The sequence below is a fragment of the Pseudomonas sp. Leaf58 genome (assembly GCF_003627215.1).
In the GTDB taxonomy this organism is placed as follows: domain Bacteria; phylum Pseudomonadota; class Gammaproteobacteria; order Pseudomonadales; family Pseudomonadaceae; genus Aquipseudomonas.
In genome coordinates this window covers 3,945,142-3,964,557 of the sequence record NZ_CP032677.1, presented here as the reverse complement: position 1 = coordinate 3,964,557, position 19,416 = coordinate 3,945,142, and the positions used below count along the sequence as shown (strand labels likewise).

11 protein-coding genes are annotated in these 19,416 nt (G+C 63.8%); 5 read left to right on the top strand and 6 right to left on the bottom strand.

Annotated elements, in window-relative coordinates; all coding sequences use genetic code 11:
* Window positions 1-45 precede the first annotated feature (45 nt).
* Complete coding sequence (locus tag DV532_RS18420; protein WP_372340003.1) at window positions 46-8,556, top strand: amino acid adenylation domain-containing protein; 8,511 nt, start codon at window positions 46-48, stop codon at window positions 8,554-8,556.
* Between the two features lie 72 nt (window positions 8,557-8,628).
* On the opposite strand, the gene DV532_RS18415 is transcribed toward DV532_RS18420, so the two are convergent.
* Together DV532_RS18415 and DV532_RS18410 are read right to left on the bottom strand one after the other, a co-directional pair.
* The gene (locus DV532_RS18415) at window positions 8,629-11,088 is read right to left on the bottom strand and encodes a TonB-dependent siderophore receptor (RefSeq protein ID WP_056804796.1); all 2,460 of its coding nucleotides are present in this window, start codon (window positions 11,086-11,088) and stop codon (window positions 8,629-8,631) included.
* A 126-nt stretch (window positions 11,089-11,214) separates the two neighbouring features.
* On the bottom strand, window positions 11,215-12,075 hold the full coding sequence (locus DV532_RS18410) for a formylglycine-generating enzyme family protein (protein WP_177339544.1): 861 nt from the start codon (window positions 12,073-12,075) through the stop codon (window positions 11,215-11,217).
* A 468-nt stretch (window positions 12,076-12,543) separates the two neighbouring features.
* Between DV532_RS18410 and DV532_RS18405 the strand changes: the two genes are divergently transcribed.
* The gene (locus tag DV532_RS18405; protein WP_056804801.1) at window positions 12,544-13,425 is read left to right on the top strand and encodes a DMT family transporter; all 882 of its coding nucleotides are present in this window, start codon (window positions 12,544-12,546) and stop codon (window positions 13,423-13,425) included.
* A 3-nt stretch (window positions 13,426-13,428) separates the two neighbouring features.
* Here the strand turns inward: DV532_RS18405 and DV532_RS18400 are convergent, their stop codons facing one another.
* Both DV532_RS18400 and DV532_RS18395 read right to left on the bottom strand, forming a co-directional pair.
* Window positions 13,429-13,887, bottom strand: coding sequence for a DUF4265 domain-containing protein (locus DV532_RS18400; RefSeq protein WP_056804803.1), 459 nt, complete (start codon window positions 13,885-13,887; stop codon window positions 13,429-13,431).
* A 12-nt stretch (window positions 13,888-13,899) separates the two neighbouring features.
* On the bottom strand, window positions 13,900-14,775 hold the full coding sequence (locus DV532_RS18395) for a DMT family transporter (RefSeq protein WP_056804806.1): 876 nt from the start codon (window positions 14,773-14,775) through the stop codon (window positions 13,900-13,902).
* Window positions 14,776-15,023: 248 nt separating this feature from the next.
* Here DV532_RS18395 and aceK point away from each other — a divergent pair, with 248 nt between their 5' ends.
* Entirely contained in the window at window positions 15,024-16,739 is a 1,716-nt protein-coding gene (aceK, locus tag DV532_RS18390; protein WP_056804809.1) for a bifunctional isocitrate dehydrogenase kinase/phosphatase, read from the top strand.
* Between the two features lie 46 nt (window positions 16,740-16,785).
* Here the strand turns inward: aceK and DV532_RS18385 are convergent, their stop codons facing one another.
* Complete coding sequence (locus DV532_RS18385) at window positions 16,786-17,646, bottom strand: DUF6279 family lipoprotein (protein ID WP_056804812.1); 861 nt, start codon at window positions 17,644-17,646, stop codon at window positions 16,786-16,788.
* Between the two features lie 131 nt (window positions 17,647-17,777).
* Between DV532_RS18385 and DV532_RS18380 the strand changes: the two genes are divergently transcribed.
* Window positions 17,778-18,614, top strand: coding sequence for a S1 RNA-binding domain-containing protein (locus tag DV532_RS18380; RefSeq protein WP_056804815.1), 837 nt, complete (start codon window positions 17,778-17,780; stop codon window positions 18,612-18,614).
* A 5-nt stretch (window positions 18,615-18,619) separates the two neighbouring features.
* On the opposite strand, the gene DV532_RS18375 is transcribed toward DV532_RS18380, so the two are convergent.
* Window positions 18,620-19,000, bottom strand: coding sequence for a hypothetical protein (locus DV532_RS18375; RefSeq protein ID WP_056804818.1), 381 nt, complete (start codon window positions 18,998-19,000; stop codon window positions 18,620-18,622).
* A gap of 186 nt (window positions 19,001-19,186) precedes the next feature.
* Here DV532_RS18375 and DV532_RS18370 point away from each other — a divergent pair, with 186 nt between their 5' ends.
* A complete protein-coding gene (locus DV532_RS18370; protein ID WP_056804821.1) occupies window positions 19,187-19,366 on the top strand; it encodes a CsbD family protein in 180 nt (59 codons plus the stop codon).
* The last annotated feature ends 50 nt before the right edge of the window (window positions 19,367-19,416 follow it).

Sequence of the window (19,416 nt, the reverse complement as noted above, 5' to 3'; positions counted from 1 at the left end):
GACTTGGTTTATCGCTTTATCCGTCTGCCCCAGGCACAGCAGAAAGTGTTTCTCGAAAAACTGGCGTCCAAGGGCGTCACGCTCGCGCAACTGCCCATCCCGGTGGTCAGGAACGACGTCGAGCGCCCTGTGCTGTCCTATGCCCAGCAACGCCAGTGGTTTCTCTGGCAGCTGGAGCCGGCCGGCTCGGCCTACAACATTCCGACCGCGCTCAGGTTCAGGGGGGCGCTCGACTTGGCTGCCGTGCAACGCAGCTTCGAGACGCTGATTCAACGCCATGAAGCCCTGCGCACGACCATTGGCGAGGAAGATGGCCAACTGATGCAGGTCATCCACCCGAGCCTGCCGTTCCAGTTGGCCCGCCAGGCCCTGGGGGCAGTGGACGAGCAGGCTTTGCAGGCGCAGGTTGCGTGGGAAGTTCAGCAGCCGTTCGACCTGGTCCATGGGCCGCTGTTGCGGGTGAAATTGCTGGAGCTGGTGCAGGATGAGCATGTGTTGGTGCTCACCTTGCACCATATCGTTGCTGATGGCTGGTCGATGCCATTGCTCATCGATGAATGGGTGCGCCTTTATGAGGGCTATAGCCAAGGCCGTGAGGTGGTGCTGGCCGAACTGCCGATCCAGTACGCAGATTATGCGATCTGGCAGCGTGCCTGGATGGACGCCGGCGAGCGCGAACGGCAGTTGGCGTACTGGACGGCGCAGCTCGGTGATGATCACCCGGTGTTGGAGTTGAGCACTGACAGGCCGCGCCCGGCGCTGCAAAGCTACCGGGGCGAGCGGGTCAACGTTGAGCTTGGCGAGGCGTTGAGCCAGTCCCTCAAACAGCTGGCGCAGCGCCAGGCGGCGACACCCTTCATGCTGCTACTGGCGAGTTTCCAGGTGCTGTTGCACCGTTACTCTGGGCAGGCCGAGGTGCGCGTGGGTGTGCCCATCGCCAACCGTAACCGGGTAGAGACCGAGCGGCTGATCGGCTTTTTCGTCAACACCCAGGTGATGCGCGCCGAATTCGACACGCAGCTGACCTTTACCGAGCTGTTGGCGCAAGTGCGGCAACGAGCCTTGGACGCGCAGGTGCATCAGGACCTGCCATTCGAACAGCTGGTCGATGCCTTGCAGCCTGAGCGCAGCCTGAGCCACAGCCCGTTGTTCCAGGTGATGTACAACCATCAGACCCGAGGCAAGGGTGAGCGCCGCAGCTTGCCTGGCCTGGAGGTGGAGAGCCTGCAATGGAACGTGCATGCAGCGCAGTTCGACCTCACGCTGGACAGCTTCGAGCATGAGCAGGGCATCAGCGCCACACTGACCTTTGCAACCGACCTGTTCGATGCCTCGACCATCCAGCAGATGGCGCGGCACTGGCTGAACCTGCTGCACGGCATCGTCGCCAACCCTGGCCAGCGGGTGGCCGAGCTGCCATTACTGGATGACGGTGAGCGGCAGCAGATCGTGCAGGGCTGGAATGACACCCAGGCGGCATACCCGGACGAGCGCGGCATTCATCAGCTGATCGAAGCCCAGGTAGTCGCCACCCCGCATGCCCCGGCGCTGGTATTCGGCGAGCAGACCCTGACCTATGCCGAGCTCAATCGCCGCGCCAACCGCCTGGCGCACTGCTTGCGCCAGCAGGGCGTGGGCCCGGACGTGCTGGTGGGTATCGCCATGGCGCGCAGCCTGGAGATGGTCGTCGGCCTGCTGGGCATCGTCAAGGCCGGCGGCGCCTATGTGCCGCTGGACCCGGAATACCCCCAGGACCGCCTGCGCTACATGTTCGAGGACAGCGGCATTGCCTTGCTGCTGACCCAGTCACACCTGCGCGAAGCCCTGCCGATTCCGAGCGGCCTGCGCAGCCTGGACCTGGACACCGAGCGCCTCGACGGCTACAGCGATGCCAACCCGAACATCGACGTGGCGCCGCTAAACCTGGCCTACGTGATCTACACCTCCGGCTCCACCGGCCGCCCGAAAGGCGCCGGCAACAGCCACCAGGCGCTGGTCAACCGGCTGTGGTGGATGCAGAAGGCCTATGGGCTGGACGCCAGCGACAGCGTGCTGCAGAAAACCCCGTTCAGCTTCGACGTGTCGGTGTGGGAGTTCTTCTGGCCGCTGATGACCGGCGCGCGCCTGGTCGTGGCCCAGCCGGGGGCGCACCGCGATCCGCAGCTGCTGGTGGAAACCATCAACCACTACGGCATCAGCACGCTGCACTTCGTGCCATCGATGCTGCAGGCGTTCATGACCCACGAAGCAGTGGAGAGCTGCCGCAGCCTCAAGCGCGTAGTGTGCAGCGGTGAAGCGCTGCCCGCCGAGCTGGCCCGGCACACCTTGCAACGCCTGCCCGCGGTGGGCCTGTACAACCTGTACGGCCCGACCGAAGCGGCGATCGACGTTACCCACTGGACCTGCCAGGCGGACGAAAGCATCAGCGTGCCGATCGGCCAGCCGATCGACAACCTGAAGACCCATATCCTCGACGCCAGCCTGCAACCGGCGGTGCGCGGCAGTGCCGGTGAGCTGTACCTCGGTGGCGTTGGCCTGGCGCGTGGTTATCACCAGCGCCCGGCGCTGACCGCCGAACGCTTCGTGCCAGACCCGTTCAGCGCCCACGGCGGGCGCCTGTACCGCACTGGCGACCTGGCGCGCTACCGCGCCGATGGCGTGATCGACTACGCCGGGCGCATCGACCACCAGGTGAAAATCCGCGGCCTGCGCATCGAGCTGGGCGAGATCGAAGCGCGCCTGCTGGAACTGCCGAGCGTGCAGGAAGCGGTGGTGCTGGCCCAGGACGGGCCGAGTGGCAAGCAACTGGTGGGCTATGTGGTGCCTGCCGACAGCACGCAAGACGAAGGCGCAGTGCGCGACAGCCTGCGCGAAGCCCTGAAGGCTAGCCTGCCGGACTACATGGTGCCGGCGCACCTGTTGCTGCTCGACAAGCTGCCAGTGACGCCGAACGGCAAGCTGGACCGCAAGGCCCTGCCACAGGCGGATGCCAGCCAATTGCAGGGCGAGTACATCGCCCCGCAGAGCGCGCTGGAGCAGCAAATCGCGGCGATTTGGGCGGATGTATTGAAGTTAGAGCGGGTCGGCCTGAGCGACAACTTCTTCGAGTTAGGCGGCGACTCGATCATCTCGTTGCAGGTGGTTAGCCGTGCACGCCAGGCGGACATACGGTTTACCCCCAAGCAGCTATTGCAGCATCAGACCGTGCAGGGCCTGGCCTCGGTCGCCCGGCGCAGCGAAGTTCAAGCGCTGGAGCAGGGCGCGGTCAGCGGGCCTCTGCCACTGATTCCGGTGCAGCAGTGGTTCTTCGAACAGGCGCTTGCCGTACGTGACCACTGGAACCAGTCGGTGCTGCTCGAGCCTCGCCAGGCACTGGATGCACGCTTGTTGAGCATGGCGCTGGGCAACCTGCATGCACATCACGATCTGCTGCGTCTCAATGCCTGGCAGCGTGATGGCCACTGGCAAGCCGCGATTGGCGCGCCGGTATCGACCGAGCTGCTGTGGGTACGTGAATGCGCTGATGGCGAGGCGCTGGAGCGCTTGGCTGGTCAGGCCCAACGCAGCTTGAGCCTGGCTCAGGGGCCACTGTTGCGCACCGTCCTGGCAACGCTGGCAGACGGCAGCCAACGGCTGCTGCTGGTCATTCATCACCTGGTAGTGGATGGCGTGTCATGGCGGATTCTGCTCGAAGACCTGCAACAGGCCTACCAGGCGCTGGCCCTCGGGCAGCCTGCGCGGCTGCCGGCCAAGACCAGTTCATTCAAGGCTTGGGCCGAACAGCTACAGGCCTACGCCGCCAGCCCAACGCTGCAACATGAGCTGCACTACTGGCGTGATCAACTAACAGACGCCAGCGACGCCTTGCCTTGCGATCACCCACACGGCGAAAACCGCCAGAAGCATGCTGCAACCGTCAGCACCCGCCTGGACCCAGCCTGGACCCGCAAGTTGTTGCAACAGGCACCCGCGGCTTACCGTACGCAGATCAACGACCTGCTGTTGACCGCGTTGGCCCGTGTGGTCAGCCGTTGGACCGCGCAGCCGCAGGTGCTGGTGCGCCTGGAAGGCCATGGCCGCGAAGACCTGTTCGACGGTATCGACCTGAGCCGCACGGTGGGTTGGTTCACCAGCATGTACCCGGTCAAATTGAGCCCACAGCCGGAGCTGGCAAGCTCGATCAAGACGATCAAGGAGCAACTGCGCGCTGTACCCAACAAGGGGCTTGGCTACGGTGTGCTGCGTTACCTGGCGGCTGGCGAAGGGCAGGAGAGCCTGGCAGCGCTGGCCAAGGGCGCGATCGTCTTCAATTACCTGGGGCAGTTCGACGGTAGCTTCGACCAGCAGGCCAGTCTGTTCAAACCGGCCAAGGAGAGCGCTGGCCAGAACCAGGATGAGGACGCGCCGTTGAGTGGCCTGCTGGCGCTGAACGGCCAAGTGTATGGCGGCGAGCTGACACTGGGCTGGACGTTCAGCCGTGAGGTCTTCGACCCTGCGACCATCCAGCACCTGGCCGATGCCTATGCAGAGGAACTCCAGGCCTTGATCGGCCATTGCTGCCAGGCTAACACCCGGGGCCTCACGCCATCGGACTTCCCCTTGGCCCGCCTGAACCAAGTGCAACTGGACTGCCTGCCGGTACCCGCTGCACAAATAGCCGACATCTACCCGCTGTCGCCGATGCAGCAGGGCATGCTGTTCTACACCTTGCAGGAGTCTGAAGCCGCGCTGTACATCAACCAGACGGCAGTCGATGTACAGGGCCTGGACATCGACCGTTTCGTCGCGGCCTGGAACCAGGTGATTGCCCGCCACGACATCCTGCGCACGGTCTTCCTGACATCGGCCCAGTGGGCCGAGCCGCTGCAGGTGGTGTTACATCAGGCCCGTCTGCCGCTGCGCGTGCTCGACTGGTGTGGGCGTAAGGTGAGCAGCGACGCCTTGCAGGCGCTGGCAACCGGAGATGCCGTCGAAGGCTTCGATCTGGCCTGTGCGCCGTTGATGCGGTTGACCGTGGTTCAACTGGATGAGCAGCGCCTGCACCTGATCTGGTCGCGCCATCACATCCTCATGGATGGCTGGAGCAATTCGCGGTTGCTGGGTGAGGTGTTGCAGGTTTATCACGGCCGGCCTGTCAACCATGCGGGGGGGCGCTTTGGCGACTACATACGTTGGCTCGGCGAACAGCCGATGGGCAAGTTGGAGCAGTTCTGGCGCGCGCAACTGCAGGCCCTGGAGGGCCCGACGCTGTTGGCCGACAGTGTTACCCCGCAAGCGGACGGCAAGCTTTCCGGCCACCATGCGCTGTACCTGCGTTGGGATGCGCAGCGCACGCAACTGCTGCGTGACCAGGCCCGGCGCCTGAGGGTCACCCCCAATACCTTGGTCCAGGCCGCCTGGCTGTTGCTGCTGCAACGCTACACCGGCCAGGCCACCGTGTGCTTCGGCGCCACGGTGGCCGGGCGCCCTGCCAGCCTGGCGGGTGCAGACGAGATGCTGGGGCTGTTCATCAATACGTTACCGGTGGTGCAGGCACCGCAACCCCAGCATATTGTCAGCGACTGGTTGCATCAGCTGCAGCAGTACAACCTGGAGCTGCGCGACCACGAGCACGCGGCGCTGGCCGATGTGCAACGCTGGGCCGGGCGGCCAGGGCAAGCGCTGTTCGACAGCATCGTGGTGTTCGAGAACTACCCGGTTGACGACCGCTTGCGCGAGGGCGGCGGAGGCACGTTGCGCTTTGGCGAAGTACGCAATCGCGACGTCACCAACTATGCCATGGACCTGGCCGTTCAATTGGGCGACACCTTTTCGGTGGAGTTCCTGTACCTGCGCAACCGCTTTAGCGAAGCCGCTGTCGAGTGCTTGCGCGGCAGTTTCGAAAGCCTGCTGAGTGCCATGCTAGACAACCCCCAGGCCACGCTGGGCAGCCTGGGCATGCTGACGCCGCTGCAGGTACGGCAGGCCGACCTGCGCAACCAGCTGGCCGCACCTGGTTGCGAGCAGCCGCTGCTCGCCGCGCGTATCGCCGGGTATGCCCGTGAGCGCGGTGAGGCCGTGGCGGTGATCTGTGGCGGCCAACAGTTGACCTATGCCCAACTGGACGCGCGCGCCAACCGTCTTGCCCAGCACTTGATCGCCCAGGGCGTACGCCCGGAAACCTGCGTAGGTATCGCCCTGGAACGGTCGGTAGAGGTGATCGTGGCCTTCCTGGCGGTGATGAAGACCGGCGCCGCTTATGTCCCCTTGGATATCGACTACCCGCAGGAACGCCTGCAGTGGATCGTCGAGGATTCGGCGATGCACCTGCTGGTCACCAGCAGCAGCCTGCGCCAGCGCTTTACCCAGGTAACGCAGTGCGTCGAACTCGACCAGCAAGCGCTGGACCATTTGCCAGCAACCGTACCTGAACAGCACGCCTGCGCGGATAACCTGGCCTACCTTATCTACACCTCGGGCTCTACCGGCAAGCCCAAAGGCGTGGCGGTGAGCCACGGCCAGATTCGCATGCACTGCCGGGCAATTGCCGGCCTGTACGAGATGGACCTGCAGACCCGCGAGCTGCTGTTCATGTCGTTCGCCTTCGACGGCGCCCAGGAGCGCTGGCTGTCGACGTTGTCCGCGGGCGGTTGCCTGGTGGTGCGCGACAACCGGCTGTGGACGGCCGAGGAAACCTGGCAGACCTTGCATGCGCAGCGCATCGATATCGCCTGCTTCCCGCCGGCCTACCTGCAACAGTTGGCCGAATTCGCCGAACGCCAGCAGCAACCCGCGCCTGCGGTGCGGGTGTACTGCTTTGGCGGCGATGCGGTACCGGATGCCTTGTTCGAACAGGTCAAGCGCACGCTGCGTCCGCGCTGGTTGACCAACGGCTACGGGCCGACGGAAACCGTGGTCACGCCGCTGCTGTGGAAAGTGCCCGCGCAGCAAACCTGTGGGGCGGTGTATGCGCCGATCGGTAACCGCGTGGGCGAGCGCACACTGCACGTGCTGGACCCGCACCTCAACCGGCTGCCCGATGGTGTGGCCGGTGAGCTTTACATCGGCGCAGAGGGTGTGGCGCGTGGCTATTACCAGCGCGCGGCACTCACGGCGGAGCGTTTCGTGGCCGACCCGTTTACCCAGGGTGGCCGCCTGTACCGCACCGGCGACCGGGTGCGTCGCCGCGCCGATGGCGTCATCGACTTCCTCGGGCGGTTGGACAACCAGCTGAAGATTCGGGGGTTCCGCATCGAACCTGGGGAAATCGAGGCCCGTCTGCGCAACCTGGCTGGGGTGCGCGATGCCGTGGTGGTGGCGCGTGACATCAGTACGGGCAAGCAACTTGTCGGTTATGTGGTGACGGCCAGCACCGATATCCGTGCCGAGCACTTGCGCGATGCTTTACGCGCCGACCTGCCGGACTACATGGTGCCGGCACAGCTGGTGCTGATGCCGGCGCTGCCGCTCACGCCCAACGGCAAGATCGATCGCAATGGCCTGCCGGCACCGGAGTTCGCTACAGGGCGGGCGTGGGTGGCCCCGCGCAATGCCATCGAGCAGGCGCTGGCGGAGATCTGGCAACAAGTGCTGGAGGTGGAGCAGGTGGGGGTCGATGACAACTTCTTCGAACTGGGTGGGGACTCGCTGCGCGTGCTGAAGATGTTGTCCAAGGTGCGTGCCCGCGAGGATTTGCCTATCGAACTGAAACTGCGTGATGTGATTGCCCGGCCGACCATCGCCGAGTTGTCGGGTTATGCCGCTAACGACGCCAGCCTGGACCCGCTGTTGCTGCTCAGCAGCCGAGTGAACGCAAGTACGCCGCTGTTCTGCCTGCATGCCGGGTTCGGCACGGTGTTCGATTACGAGCCATTGGCGCGCCGGCTGGACGGCCGTTGCACGGTTTATGGCCTGCAATGCCGGATGCTGTTGGATCATGCCTGGGTGGACGATTCGCTCGAAACGATGGCTATCGATTACGCACAATACATTCGTCAGAAGCAACCCGAAGGCCCTTATCAGCTGGCCGGTTGGTCGCTTGGCGGCACCTTGGCGGTGTTGGTGGCCAAAGAGTTGGAAAGCCAGGGGCAGCGGGTTGCCGTGCTGGCCTTGGTGGACAGCTTTGTACCCTCGGCCGGGCAGGCCGTGCAACAGGGGGACTGGAGTGCCGACCTGCGCGGCTTCCTGGCAGTGATTTTTGGGGTGTCGGCTGATGCCCTGGCCCTGCCGGCGGTAACGCCAGGCAGTGCTCAGGAGGCCCTGGAACGCGTGATCGAAACGGCACGTGCCAGCCAGGCTGCAGCGTCGGCCTATGCCGAGATTGGCAACGCTGAGCTGGCGCAGACCTTTGTCGTGGCCATGAAGCTCAAGGACCTGTCGCGGCAGTTGCGCCAGCTACCGGCTACCGAGGCAGCCGCGAGTTGCTGGTGGGCGGGAGAGGGCGCGCACGTGGGGAGCATTGCAGGTAGCTGCCAGGACATCGGTGTCGATGCGGGGCACTATGACATCCTTGAGCATGCGGATGTCCTTGAGGGGATGACTGCCAGGCTGTTGCTGGCAGACACGGTCAGCCAGTAAACCCGCCTTGAACATGCAGACAGTGCAGGCATGAAAACGGCGACCCTGAGGTCGCCGTTTTCATTTCTCCGATCAGAAATCGTAGCGCAGGTTCAGCGTCGCGTTTCGCGGCGCGCCATAGTGGCCATAGTTACCGGCCAGGCCCGCGTAGTACTTCTTATCGAACAGGTTGTCCACGTTCAGCGTGGCGGCCAGGTGCTCGCTGATCTTGTAGCGGGCCATCAGGCTGGCCACGGCATAGTCTTCCTGGGTTATACGGGTGCTGTAGCGGGTGGCCAAGGATTGCTCGGAGTTCCAGTTGACCCCACCACCGACGGTCAGGCGCTCCCATTCGCCGGGCAGGCGATAGGTGGTCCACAGGCGGAACGTATCCAGCGGCAATTGCGAGGTCATGCGCGTGCCGTTGGCATCCTCCGTGCGTGAATGGCTGTAACCGGTATGCAGTTCCAGCCCGCGCGCCACTTCGCCGGACAATTCAAGGTCAATACCCTTGGTTTCGGCACCGCTTACCGCGCGGTAAGCCGTGGAGTTAGGCACGCCCGGTACACCGAAACCGGTGTCTTCCTCGGCAAGGTTGTCGCGCTTGATCAGGTAGATCGCAGCGCTGGTGTTCAGGCGGCCATCGTAGAACTCACCTTTCCAGCCCATTTCATAGTTCTGCCCAATGACCGGGTCAAGCACTTTGCCGGTACGGTCGCGGCTGGTCTGGGGCTTGAAGATATCGGTGTAGCTGGCGTACACCGATTGCTCAGCGGTCAGGTCGTAGATCAGACCGGCATAGGGTGTTACTTCTCCGCGCTCCTGCAAGTGCGAGGGGTTGCCGGCGCCAGTGGTCAACACGACTTGGTCGGAGTCTGAACGGTAACTGGTGGTGCGGGCACCGAGGATCATGTGCAGGTCGTCGGTGAAGTTGAGCCGGGTGGCAATGAAGTAACCGGTCTGGCGGACGAACAGGTCATAGTCCAGCAAAGGCGAATAGCTGCCAGGTTGCGGTATGCGGTTGCCCCAGGTGTAGAAGTTGAAGTCGACGGCACCGGCCGTTCCAGTGAAGTGGTTGTTTTCATAATCCATGTAGTCGAAGCCGGTGACCAGTTCATGGGTCTGGCCTAACAGCTCGAAAGGCCCCTGCAGTGTGACGTTCATGCCACGTTGAACCTGGTGGGCATCGACTTGCAGCAGGTCGGACTTGGCATTGCCGGTGGCCTGGTCGAGCGTGGATACCCCCGCACCGGTGCGGTAGAACGCCGACAGCGAGTCGCGATCGACATCCATGTAGTTGCCCGCCACTTTCAACTGCCAGCCATGACCCAGCTCTTGGTCCAGGCCGAAGGAGTAGTTCTTGGTGGTGTAATCTTCATACATCCAGCGCGGGCCAGAGCTGGTCGAGCGGGAGAAATTGGTGGGTTGGCCATTGCTGAAAAACAGCGGCACGCCCGGTGCCCCGTTGGCGTCGTAGGTTTGGTAGTCCATGCCCAAACGCACGGTGGTAGTGTCGGTCAGGTCTGCCTCGAGCACGCCGTAGACCAGGTCACGGTCCTGGCTGTACCAATCCATGTAGCTCTGGTTGCTCTGCTTGGCAGCCACCAGGCGGCCTCGCAGCTTGCCGCTTTCGATCAGCGGGCCGGACACGTCGGCCTCGGTGCGGTAGTAGTCCCACGAGCCCACTCCAGCCTGCACATAGGACTGGAATTCACGCGTGGGGCGCTTGCGCACCATGTTGACCACACCGTTGGGCTCGCCGGCGCCGGTCATCAGGCCAGTGGCGCCGCGCACGATTTCGATGCGGTCGAACATGGCCATGTCCATCAGGGTGTTGGGCATGTTGCGCGTCAGATAGTCCTGCGTGGTGTTCACCCCATCAAGCTGGTAGGTGCTGATTTCCGAGCCGCGCGAATAGATGTGAAAGCGCTCGCCACCGTCCTGGGACATGGTGATGCCCGGGTTCTGCTTGAGCACGTCGGTAATGGTCGCCAGGTGCTGGTCGTCCATTTGCTGGCGGGTGATGACGCTGATGCTTTGCGGTGTTTCGCGAATCGACAGGTTCATGCGCGTGGCGGTGCTGGTCACGCCGGTGGTGTAGGACCCTGTGCCTTCGGTAGTGGCGCCCAGGCCCACGCTATTGACGTTGGTCGCCGAAAGCTCGACCTGGCCGTCCTTTGCGGCAGAACCCGCTGTGATGGTCACGCTGTTGCCGTCGATCTGGTAACGCAGCCCGCTACCACCGAGCAGGATGCGCAGTGATGTAGCAAGGTCGTGGCGCCCTTTCAGTGCGGCGGAACGCAGGCCGCCGATATCTTCTGGGCTGTACAGCAGCTGGGTATCGGTTTGCTTGGCCAGAGCCTGTAACGCCGAATTCATCGACTGCGCGGGAATGTCCAATGTCCACTCCTGTGCCTGCACCTGGGCTACTAGCGCAGCGGACATCGCCAGGCCCAGGCCGGCGCGTGTCAGCGCGCGCTGGGGGCGAAGGGAATGACGGATCAGTAATGCTTTGGCGAGCGGGTTGAGCGGGCCGGGAAGGGACTTGGACATCTATTGCGGTCTCGTTGGCAGAGGGGTTTTTTCTATGTCAGCTATAGGACGCAGCACCTGTGAAAAACCGGAACGATTCTTATTGGCGGCTTTTTTAGCGGGTGCTGCGTTAACCGCGTCACACCTTCACAGCGCGCGTGCTACGCGAAAGCCGAGGAAGTCACCACGCGTGGTTTTGAGGCGGTCGTTGCGGTTGGCCGAGCGGGAGAAAATCGGCGGCTCGCCCCAGTCATTGCCACGCATGTGCGCGCGGATGCAGGTCGGGTCTTGGACCCAGGCGCTGCCGTCACTGGGGGCGCCCTCGTAGCTGTCGTGGTAGCAGTCGGCGACCCATTCGTAGACATTGCCGTGCATGTCGTACATGCCGAAGGCATTGGGCGGGTAGCTGCCCACCGGGGCGCTGAAGGCATAACCGTCCTTGGGGCCGTAGGTGTTGGCGTGCTGGCTGATCTCGTACTTGCCCGGTGCGTCGAAGGGGAACGGGAATGGGCCGCTGGAGCCGCCGCGGGCGGCGTATTCGCGTTCCGCCTCGCTGACCATGCGATAGGGCTTGCCGGTGGTCTTGGCCAGCCACTGGGTGTAGGCCTGCACTTCGTCGTAGTCCACGCATACCGCCGGTTGGCGGGGGCCTTGCGGGTAACTGGGCTTGCTGGCCTCGCACCAGCGACCGGGGCGGTCGTCGCCACTTTTGATGACGGTGCCGGTGGCCTTGATGTAGGCGTCCAGTTCGGCGGCGGTGACCGGGTAGCGGCTCATGGCGAAGGGCTTGGCGAAGGTCACGGTATGCAGCGGGCCTTCGTCGGGCTGGCGACCGACTTCGTCGTCGGGGGCGCCCATCACATAGCTGCCGGCGGGCAGCACGACCATCTCGGGGCAGTCCTTGCAGTCTTTGAACACCTCGCCTGGCTTGGCGGCGTGGGCGTAGGCGCTGACCAGCAGCAGGCAGGTGACCTGGGCTGGCCGGTAGAGCCAGGTGGAAACGTTCATCGGCGGTCCTCGGGAAGGGTGAATGCGGGCTGCGTTTCGCATTCAGACGAGTTGGGGCGGTGAAAAATTAGCCAGTGGATGTTCAAGCGCCGCGCCTACACGGGATCGTGTCTGGCGGGGGAGGTTGCCTGGCAGGAAGTACCGGGCTATATTCCAGGCCACTGTTCTCTTCCTGAAGACCTGCTCATGCCAGCCAGCCCTTCCACCACCTGCTTTGCCATCGCGCCAGTCGCGGGCATGGTCGTGCGTGGCAGCCAGCAGCCGGCCATGATCAGTCACGCTCCACCACCACCTGTCAGTGGCGTCGTAGGCGGCGTAGCTCCGCCTCCTTGCGTGGTCGTACTGGGCTGAACGGCTTCTAGGCCGCCCCCTTTCGCACACGCAACCTACTGAACACGGTCGGCGACTTCCCACACTGAAGCGCACGCCCTCCGTTTGGCTTTTTCGCCTTACATCAGGTGGCAATACATGTCTGTCTTTAACAAAGCATCCGTGGCCTCGGCGGCCACTACCAGCCTGTTCGTCCTGCTGTGGAGCAGCGGCGCGATCGTCTCCAAGCTGGGCCTGGCACAGGCCAGCCCGTTCGCCTTCCTGCTGTTGCGCTCGGCCCTGGCCCTGGCCGGCCTACTGCTGATCGGCCCGCTGCTGGGGCTGCGCTGGCCACGCCGGCGTGGGGCCGTCCTGCGTGCCCTGGGCACTGGCTGTGTGCTGCTTGGCGCCTACCAGATCTTCTACCTGCTGGCACTCAACACCCATGTCACCCCCGGCGTGATGGCCACGGTGATGGGGGTACAACCGATCCTCACCGTGGTGCTGATGGAGCGCCAGCGCTCGTGGAGCCGCTTGTTCGGCTTGGGCTTGGGGCTGGGTGGCTTGATCATGGTGGTTTACCAGGGCATCAACCTGGGCGGGGTGTCGCTGGCGGGCATGCTGTTCGCCCTGCTGGCGCTGGCCAGCATGACGCTGGGCTCGATCCTGCAGAAGCGCATCACCGACAACCCTATGGGCACGTTGCCGCTGCAGTACCTGGCCGGCTTTGCCCTGTGCGCACTGTTCGCGCCGCTGCAGCCGCTGCAGGTGCAGTGGAGCGGTAGTTTTGTCGGCGCGCTGCTGTGGATGGGCCTGGTGGTCTCGCTGCTGGCGACCCTGCTGCTGTACCGGCTGATCGCCAAGGGCAACCTGGTCAATGTCACCAGCCTGTTCTACTTGGTGCCGGCAGTGACCGCGGTGATGGACTTGATGATCTTCGGTAACCGCCTGGCACCGCTCAGCCTGCTGGGCATGGGGCTGATCGTGGTCGGCTTGCTGTTCGTGTTCCGCAAGCCCGTCGCGCGCCCGGCCGAGGCCTGAGGCTTAGCGGAACTCTTCGGGGATGGCGTGGCGCAGTACGCCTTCCTCGAAGTCCAGCAGGCCGGCTTCGCGCTGGGTGAGCAGGTAGTACAGCAAGGTGTCGAGCGAGCGCTGCGGCGGGAGCTCGACCGCCAGCATCTTCACTGCCTGCTCGGTTTCGCAATTGCAGCCGAAGTCCAGCAAGGCCGCGCGTACCTGGTCCAGGGTTTCCGGCGGTTTGACGACCACCCGGAACACCGAGCTGCCGCTGCTGCTGCGTAGTTCGGTGAACCAGGTTTCGCCGGCTTGTTCATGGGTGCCGATGACGTCGCCCGGGGCGATGCCGTAGACATGGAAGGGAATGTTGTCGACGGCATAGCCGCCTGCCACGGCCTTTGCCCACAGCCCCTCGACCGAGGCCGGTGGGTAGCCGTTTGCGTCCTGTTCCAGGCGGAACAGGACCTTTTTGTACGCGCTGTCCATCGTGTACCCCCTTCAGCTACGCGCTGGGCGCAGCACCAGCCACAATGCCATGCCAATCAGCAGGCCGCCGTACAGGTGCGCCATCGACAGCGGTTCGTCCAGCAGCCACGCCCCCCACAATACGCCGAATACCGGAATCAGAAAGGTCACGGTACTGGCCTTGACCGGGCCGATTTCTTCCAGCAGGCGGAAGTACAGGATGTAAGCGAATGCCGTACACAGCAGGCCCAGGCCCAGCAGCGACAGCCACACCTGCCAGCCGCCCCAGCTGGCGGGCGGCTGGCTCAGTGCGCTCCAGGCGAACAGCGGGCTCAGCATCAGGGTGGCGCCGAGCATGCTGCCCAGTGCCGACAGGCGGCTGTCCAGGCCGCTGACCCAACGGCGCGCGAGGAAGCCGGCAAAGCCGTAGCAGGTGGTGGCCGCCAGGCAGGCGAGCGCGCCTTGCAACAGGGCCATGTCCAACGCCACCGGCCCGGCGCCGCTGAGGATGCCGACGCCGAACAGGCCCAGGAAGATGCCGCAGAGCTTGGCCAGGGTCATCGGTTCGCGGAAGAACAGCACGCCGACCAGCACGCCCATCAGCGGTGTAGTGGCGTTGAAAATGGCTGAGTAGCCGGCCGGCAGCACTTGGGCGGCGACGGAATAGAAGGTGGCGGGGATGCCGGAGTTGATCATGCCCAGCACCAGGCAGGCGCCGAGCTTGCCCTGGAAGTCCCAGCGTACACGGGCGGCGGCGAGCAGCGCGACCAGGCCCAGGCAGGCGATGGACACGCGCAGGAACGCGGTCGGCACCGTGCCCAGCTCGGGGGCGATGATACGCATGAACAGAAAGCTCGCCCCCCAGACGGCGGCAAGGGTCAACAGGCGGGCTAGGGCGATGGGGCTCACAACGGTCTCCGGGGTAGGGCAGGGGCGCGAGTGTACGCCAGGGGGCGGGGGGATTCTTGTGCTTTCTTGCGCTGTAAACCTGCTTTGGCCCAATCGCCGGCAAGCCAGCTCCCACAGGATCACCGCAGGGCTGAATACTGTGGAGTACTTGTGGGAGCTGGCTTGCCGGCGATTGGGACAGTACAGCCACCGAAAAACCCAAGGGACGGCTAAGCTCTGTATTTCGCCCAGCACCCGAGGCCCCCCGCATGCCCCAGCCCTGGCCCGCCGTCGAAATCGCCCGGATGATCCTCGCCGGCTTCGACGATTACCGCGACCACTTCCAGCGCATCACCCTCGGTGCTCGCCAGCGCTTCGAGCAGGCGCGCTGGCAGGATATCCAGCGCGCCGCCGCCGCACGTATCAACCTCTATGAAGAAAAGGTCGCGGAGGTCAACGGCTGGCTACGCCAGGGCTTTGCCGAAGACGTGCTGCTGGCCGTTGAGCAATGGCCGCTGGTGAAGAACGCCTACATCCACCTGATCGACCCGCGGCTGGACGACGAGCTGTCCGAGACCTGGTACAACTCGCTGTTCTGCAGCTTGTTCAGCCACGACCTGATCAGCGATGGCTGCATGTTCATCCACACCACCCGGCCCTCCCTGCGCAGCCGCGAGCGCGCCGCGCAAACCCGCACCTACCGGCCAGACGCTGGGCTCAAGGGCCTGCTGCGGGCGGTGTTCACCGATTACCCGTTCGATGTGCCCTACGGCGACCTGGAAGGCGACCTGACGCGCTTGGAAGAACACCTGCGCGATTGCCTGCCCGACTGGGTGTGCAAGGACCCGTCCCTGGCGGTGGAGCTGTTTTCGCCGGTGCTGTACCGCAACAAGGGCGCCTACCTGGTCGGCCGGCTATTCAACAGCGATGAGCAGTGGCCGCTGGTAATCCCGCTGCTGCACCGTGAAGGGCACGGCATCGAGGCCGATGCACTGATCACCGACGAGGCTGAGGTGTCGATCATCTTCTCCTTCACCCGTTCGTACTTCATGGTCGATGTGCCGGTGCCGGCGGAGTTCGTCAACTTTCTCAAGCGCATTTTGCCGGGCAAGCACATTGCCGAGCTGTACACCTCCATCGGCTTCTACAAGCATGGCAAGTCGGAGTTTTACCGGGCGCTGATCAACCACCTGGCCAACAGCGACGACCGCTTCATCATGGCGCCCGGGGTGCGCGGCATGGTCATGAGCGTGTTCACCCTGCCGGGCTTCAACACCGTGTTCAAAATCATCAAGGACCGCTTTGCGCCGTCGAAGACGGTCGACCGCGCCACGGTGATCGACAAGTACCGGCTGGTGAAAAGTGTCGACCGCGTCGGGCGCCTGGCCGATACCCAGGAGTTCGCCGACTTTCGCTTCCCGCGCAGCAAGTTCGAGGCGGAGTGCCTGGCCGAACTGCTGGAGGTGGCGCCATCGACCGTGGCGCTGGAGGGCGACACGGTGTTGATCCGCCACTGCTGGACCGAGCGGCGCATGACGCCGCTTAACCTGTACCTGGAGCAGGCCAGCGAGGGCCAGGTGCTGGAGGCGCTGGAGGATTACGGCCTGGCCATCAAGCAGCTGGCAGCAGCGAACATCTTCCCTGGCGACATGCTGCTGAAGAACTTTGGCGTTACCCGGCATGGCCGGGTGGTGTTTTACGACTATGACGAAATCAGTTTTTTGACCGAGGTAAACTTCCGCCACATCCCACCGCCACGTTACCCGGAAGACGAGATGTCGGGCGAGCCGTGGTACTCGATTGGGCCGCATGACATGTTTCCTGAGGAGTTCCCGCCGTTCCTGTTTGCCGATATCGGCCAGCGGCGATTGTTCAGCCGGTTGCATGGGGAGCTGTATGACGCGGATTACTGGAAGGGGTTGCAGGCGGCGATACGCGAGGGGAAGGTGATCGATGTGTTCCCGTATCGGCGCAAGGTGCGGTGATCTTGTTTTAGCAAGCCTGCGGAGAGGCGGGGCCTGCTGTTCACCGTCACCCCTTCAAACACTTCATCTCACTGAAATCCGTGCGCACCTTGCTCAACCGCTCCTGCAAAAACCGCCGCTGCTGCGGGGTGCTCTGCTGCACCAGGTCCACCAGCAAGCTGCGTGCCTGTTGTTCGGTATTCTGAAACGCCGCCCGGTACGCTGGCGTCCACAAACTTTCCTTGCGCTGCAGCAACGTTGCCAGGCGCGGCTCGAAGCTGGCGTCGTTACGCTGGTTCATCGCCAGCAGCAGTTGCTGCTGCCAGTGAGCACGGTTGGCGATCGATTCGCGGTTCTGGTCGCCCAACGCCTGGGACCAGGCCTGCACCCGCTGCTGCTGCACCGAGGTCAGCTCGCCAAACCACGGGGTGAGGCGTTTTTCCATGCGTTCGGCGCGGCGCGCAATCTGTTTGGACAACGGCGTGTCCAGATAAAGTTTCTGCCGTTCGTTGATGTCGTCGCGGAACGCGTCGCGCATCTCCGCCACCTGGGCGTCGCTCATGCCGCGCAGCAATTCAGTGGCTGATGGGGTGATTTCCTCGGCCACCCGGCCTATCGCCTCGCGGGCTTCGCGGGTGCGTTGCTGCAGGGCCTGGTCGGTCACCTGGCCGTCGGCGACCATGGCGCGCACCCGGTCCAGCCAGTCGAGATAGCCGGGCAGCTGGGTTTTGCAATGCCAGGCCAAGTGTTGGCGCAGCCGGTCGTCGAGCAAGGCCTTCTGCTCCCGGTTCATGGCCAGGTAGTCACCCAGTGACCACGGCACCAAGCGGTCGAGGTTGCGGTAGGCCAGGTCGATACGGCTGCAGGCGGCCAGTGCCAAGGCCAGGCCGATGGCGATGAGCAGGGCTTTGGGCAGGCGTAGCGGCATGTGCTGTTCCTTGCTGAGGCAGGCCAGACGGTAGACGCAAGGGGGAGGCTAGCGGTTCCACTGCATCAGCGGTCGGGCGGTGTGCTGGCTTCAGGTGTAGAATAGCCGCCTTGTCTTGAGGATCATCGGAAATGGCTCTGCTTGGGCGTTACAACAGTTTGCAAATCGTGAAACACGTGGACTTCGGCCTGTACCTGGACGGCGGCGCCGACGGCGAGATCCTGCTGCCCGGGCGCTACATACCGAAAAACGCCGAAACCGAAGTCGACGACTGGCTGAACGTGTTCATCTACCTGGACAGCGAAGACCAGCTGATCGCCACCACCGAGAAGCCCAAGGTGCAGGTCGGTGAGTTCGCCAGCCTTAAGGTCAAAGACATCAACGGTGCCGGTATTTTCCTGGACTGGGGCTTGTCCAAGGACCTGCTGATGCCGTACTCGGAAGAGGCCCGGCAGCTGAAGGTCGGCGATTACTGCGTGGTGCACGTGTACCTCGACAAGCGCACCCGTCGCATCACCGCCACCTCGCGCCTGGACCGTTACCTTGACCTCACCCCAGCCGACTACAAGGTGGGGCAACCGGTTGAACTGCTGGTGGCCGGCGAAACGCCGATGGGCTTCAAGGCCATCATCAACAACCGCCACTGGGGCCTGATCCACAAAAACGAGGTGTTCAAGTTCCTGCGTTCAGGCATGCACGAGAACGGCTTTATCAAGGAGCTGCGCCCGGACGGCAAGATCGCCTTGAGCCTGCAACCGGTGGGCGCGGCCCTGGCCGACAGCCTGCAGGAACAAATCATGGCGCGCCTGGAAGCCGAAGGCGGGGTGCTGGGGGTGTGCGACAAGAGCGACCCGGCGCTGATCAGCAAGCTGTTCAACGTCAGCAAGGGCAACTTCAAGAAAGCCATTGGCGGCTTGTTCAAGCAGGGCTTGATCGTCATCCATGACGATCGCATCGAAAAGGCCTGATCGGCTCAGGCCTGTACGAAGGTACGGAAGTCCAGCTGTTCGCCACCCGGGCGGGTGTCGCGCAGCAGCGAGTCGCGGTCGGCGCTGAGGGCCAGGCTGATGGTCGAACGGCGCTTGCCAGGCTTGCGCACTTCCATCTGCTCCAGGTGAGCCTTGAGGAAGTTGGTGGGCACCTTCAGGTGCTGCAGTTCATCGCTTTCTGGCGTGTGCAGCAACAAGTTGACCCAGTCGGCCTGGCCCTTGCCCAGCAGCGCCACCGGCACTTCGAACCACCACAGGTTGCGTTTGTTGTCCAGGATGGCGAACAGCGTATTGCTGCTGGTCAGCACCGGGCGGGCCAATGCTTGGTTGCGCCGGGCGATGGCGGCGGGTTTGTCGAGTTTCATGCAGGTTCCTGCGGGTTGACGCTATGAAGGCCTGCATTGTGAGGGGTGGCGGGTAGCGGGGCAAGGTTCGCACGCAATTCTGCCGCTCGGCTTATGGGCGAAAAATCCGTTGAAACTCCTGGCGAGGGCGGTTGGTCCACCGACTGTCGACACGGTCCACGTGTCTCCCATTGCAGGAGTTTTGCCATGAGCGGTACTAAAGACAAAGCGAAGGGGCTGGCCAACGAAGCGATCGGTAACATCAAGCAGGGCGTTGGCAAGGTGACCGACAACGACAAGCTGCGGGCCGAGGGCAAGGCGCAGGAGCTGAAAGGCGAGGGGCAGCAGATCAAGGGCGATGTGAAGGACGCGGTTAAAAAGCCTTGATGTGAGCTAGCCAGTACCGGCTTCTTCGCGGGCAAGCCCATGCCATAAGG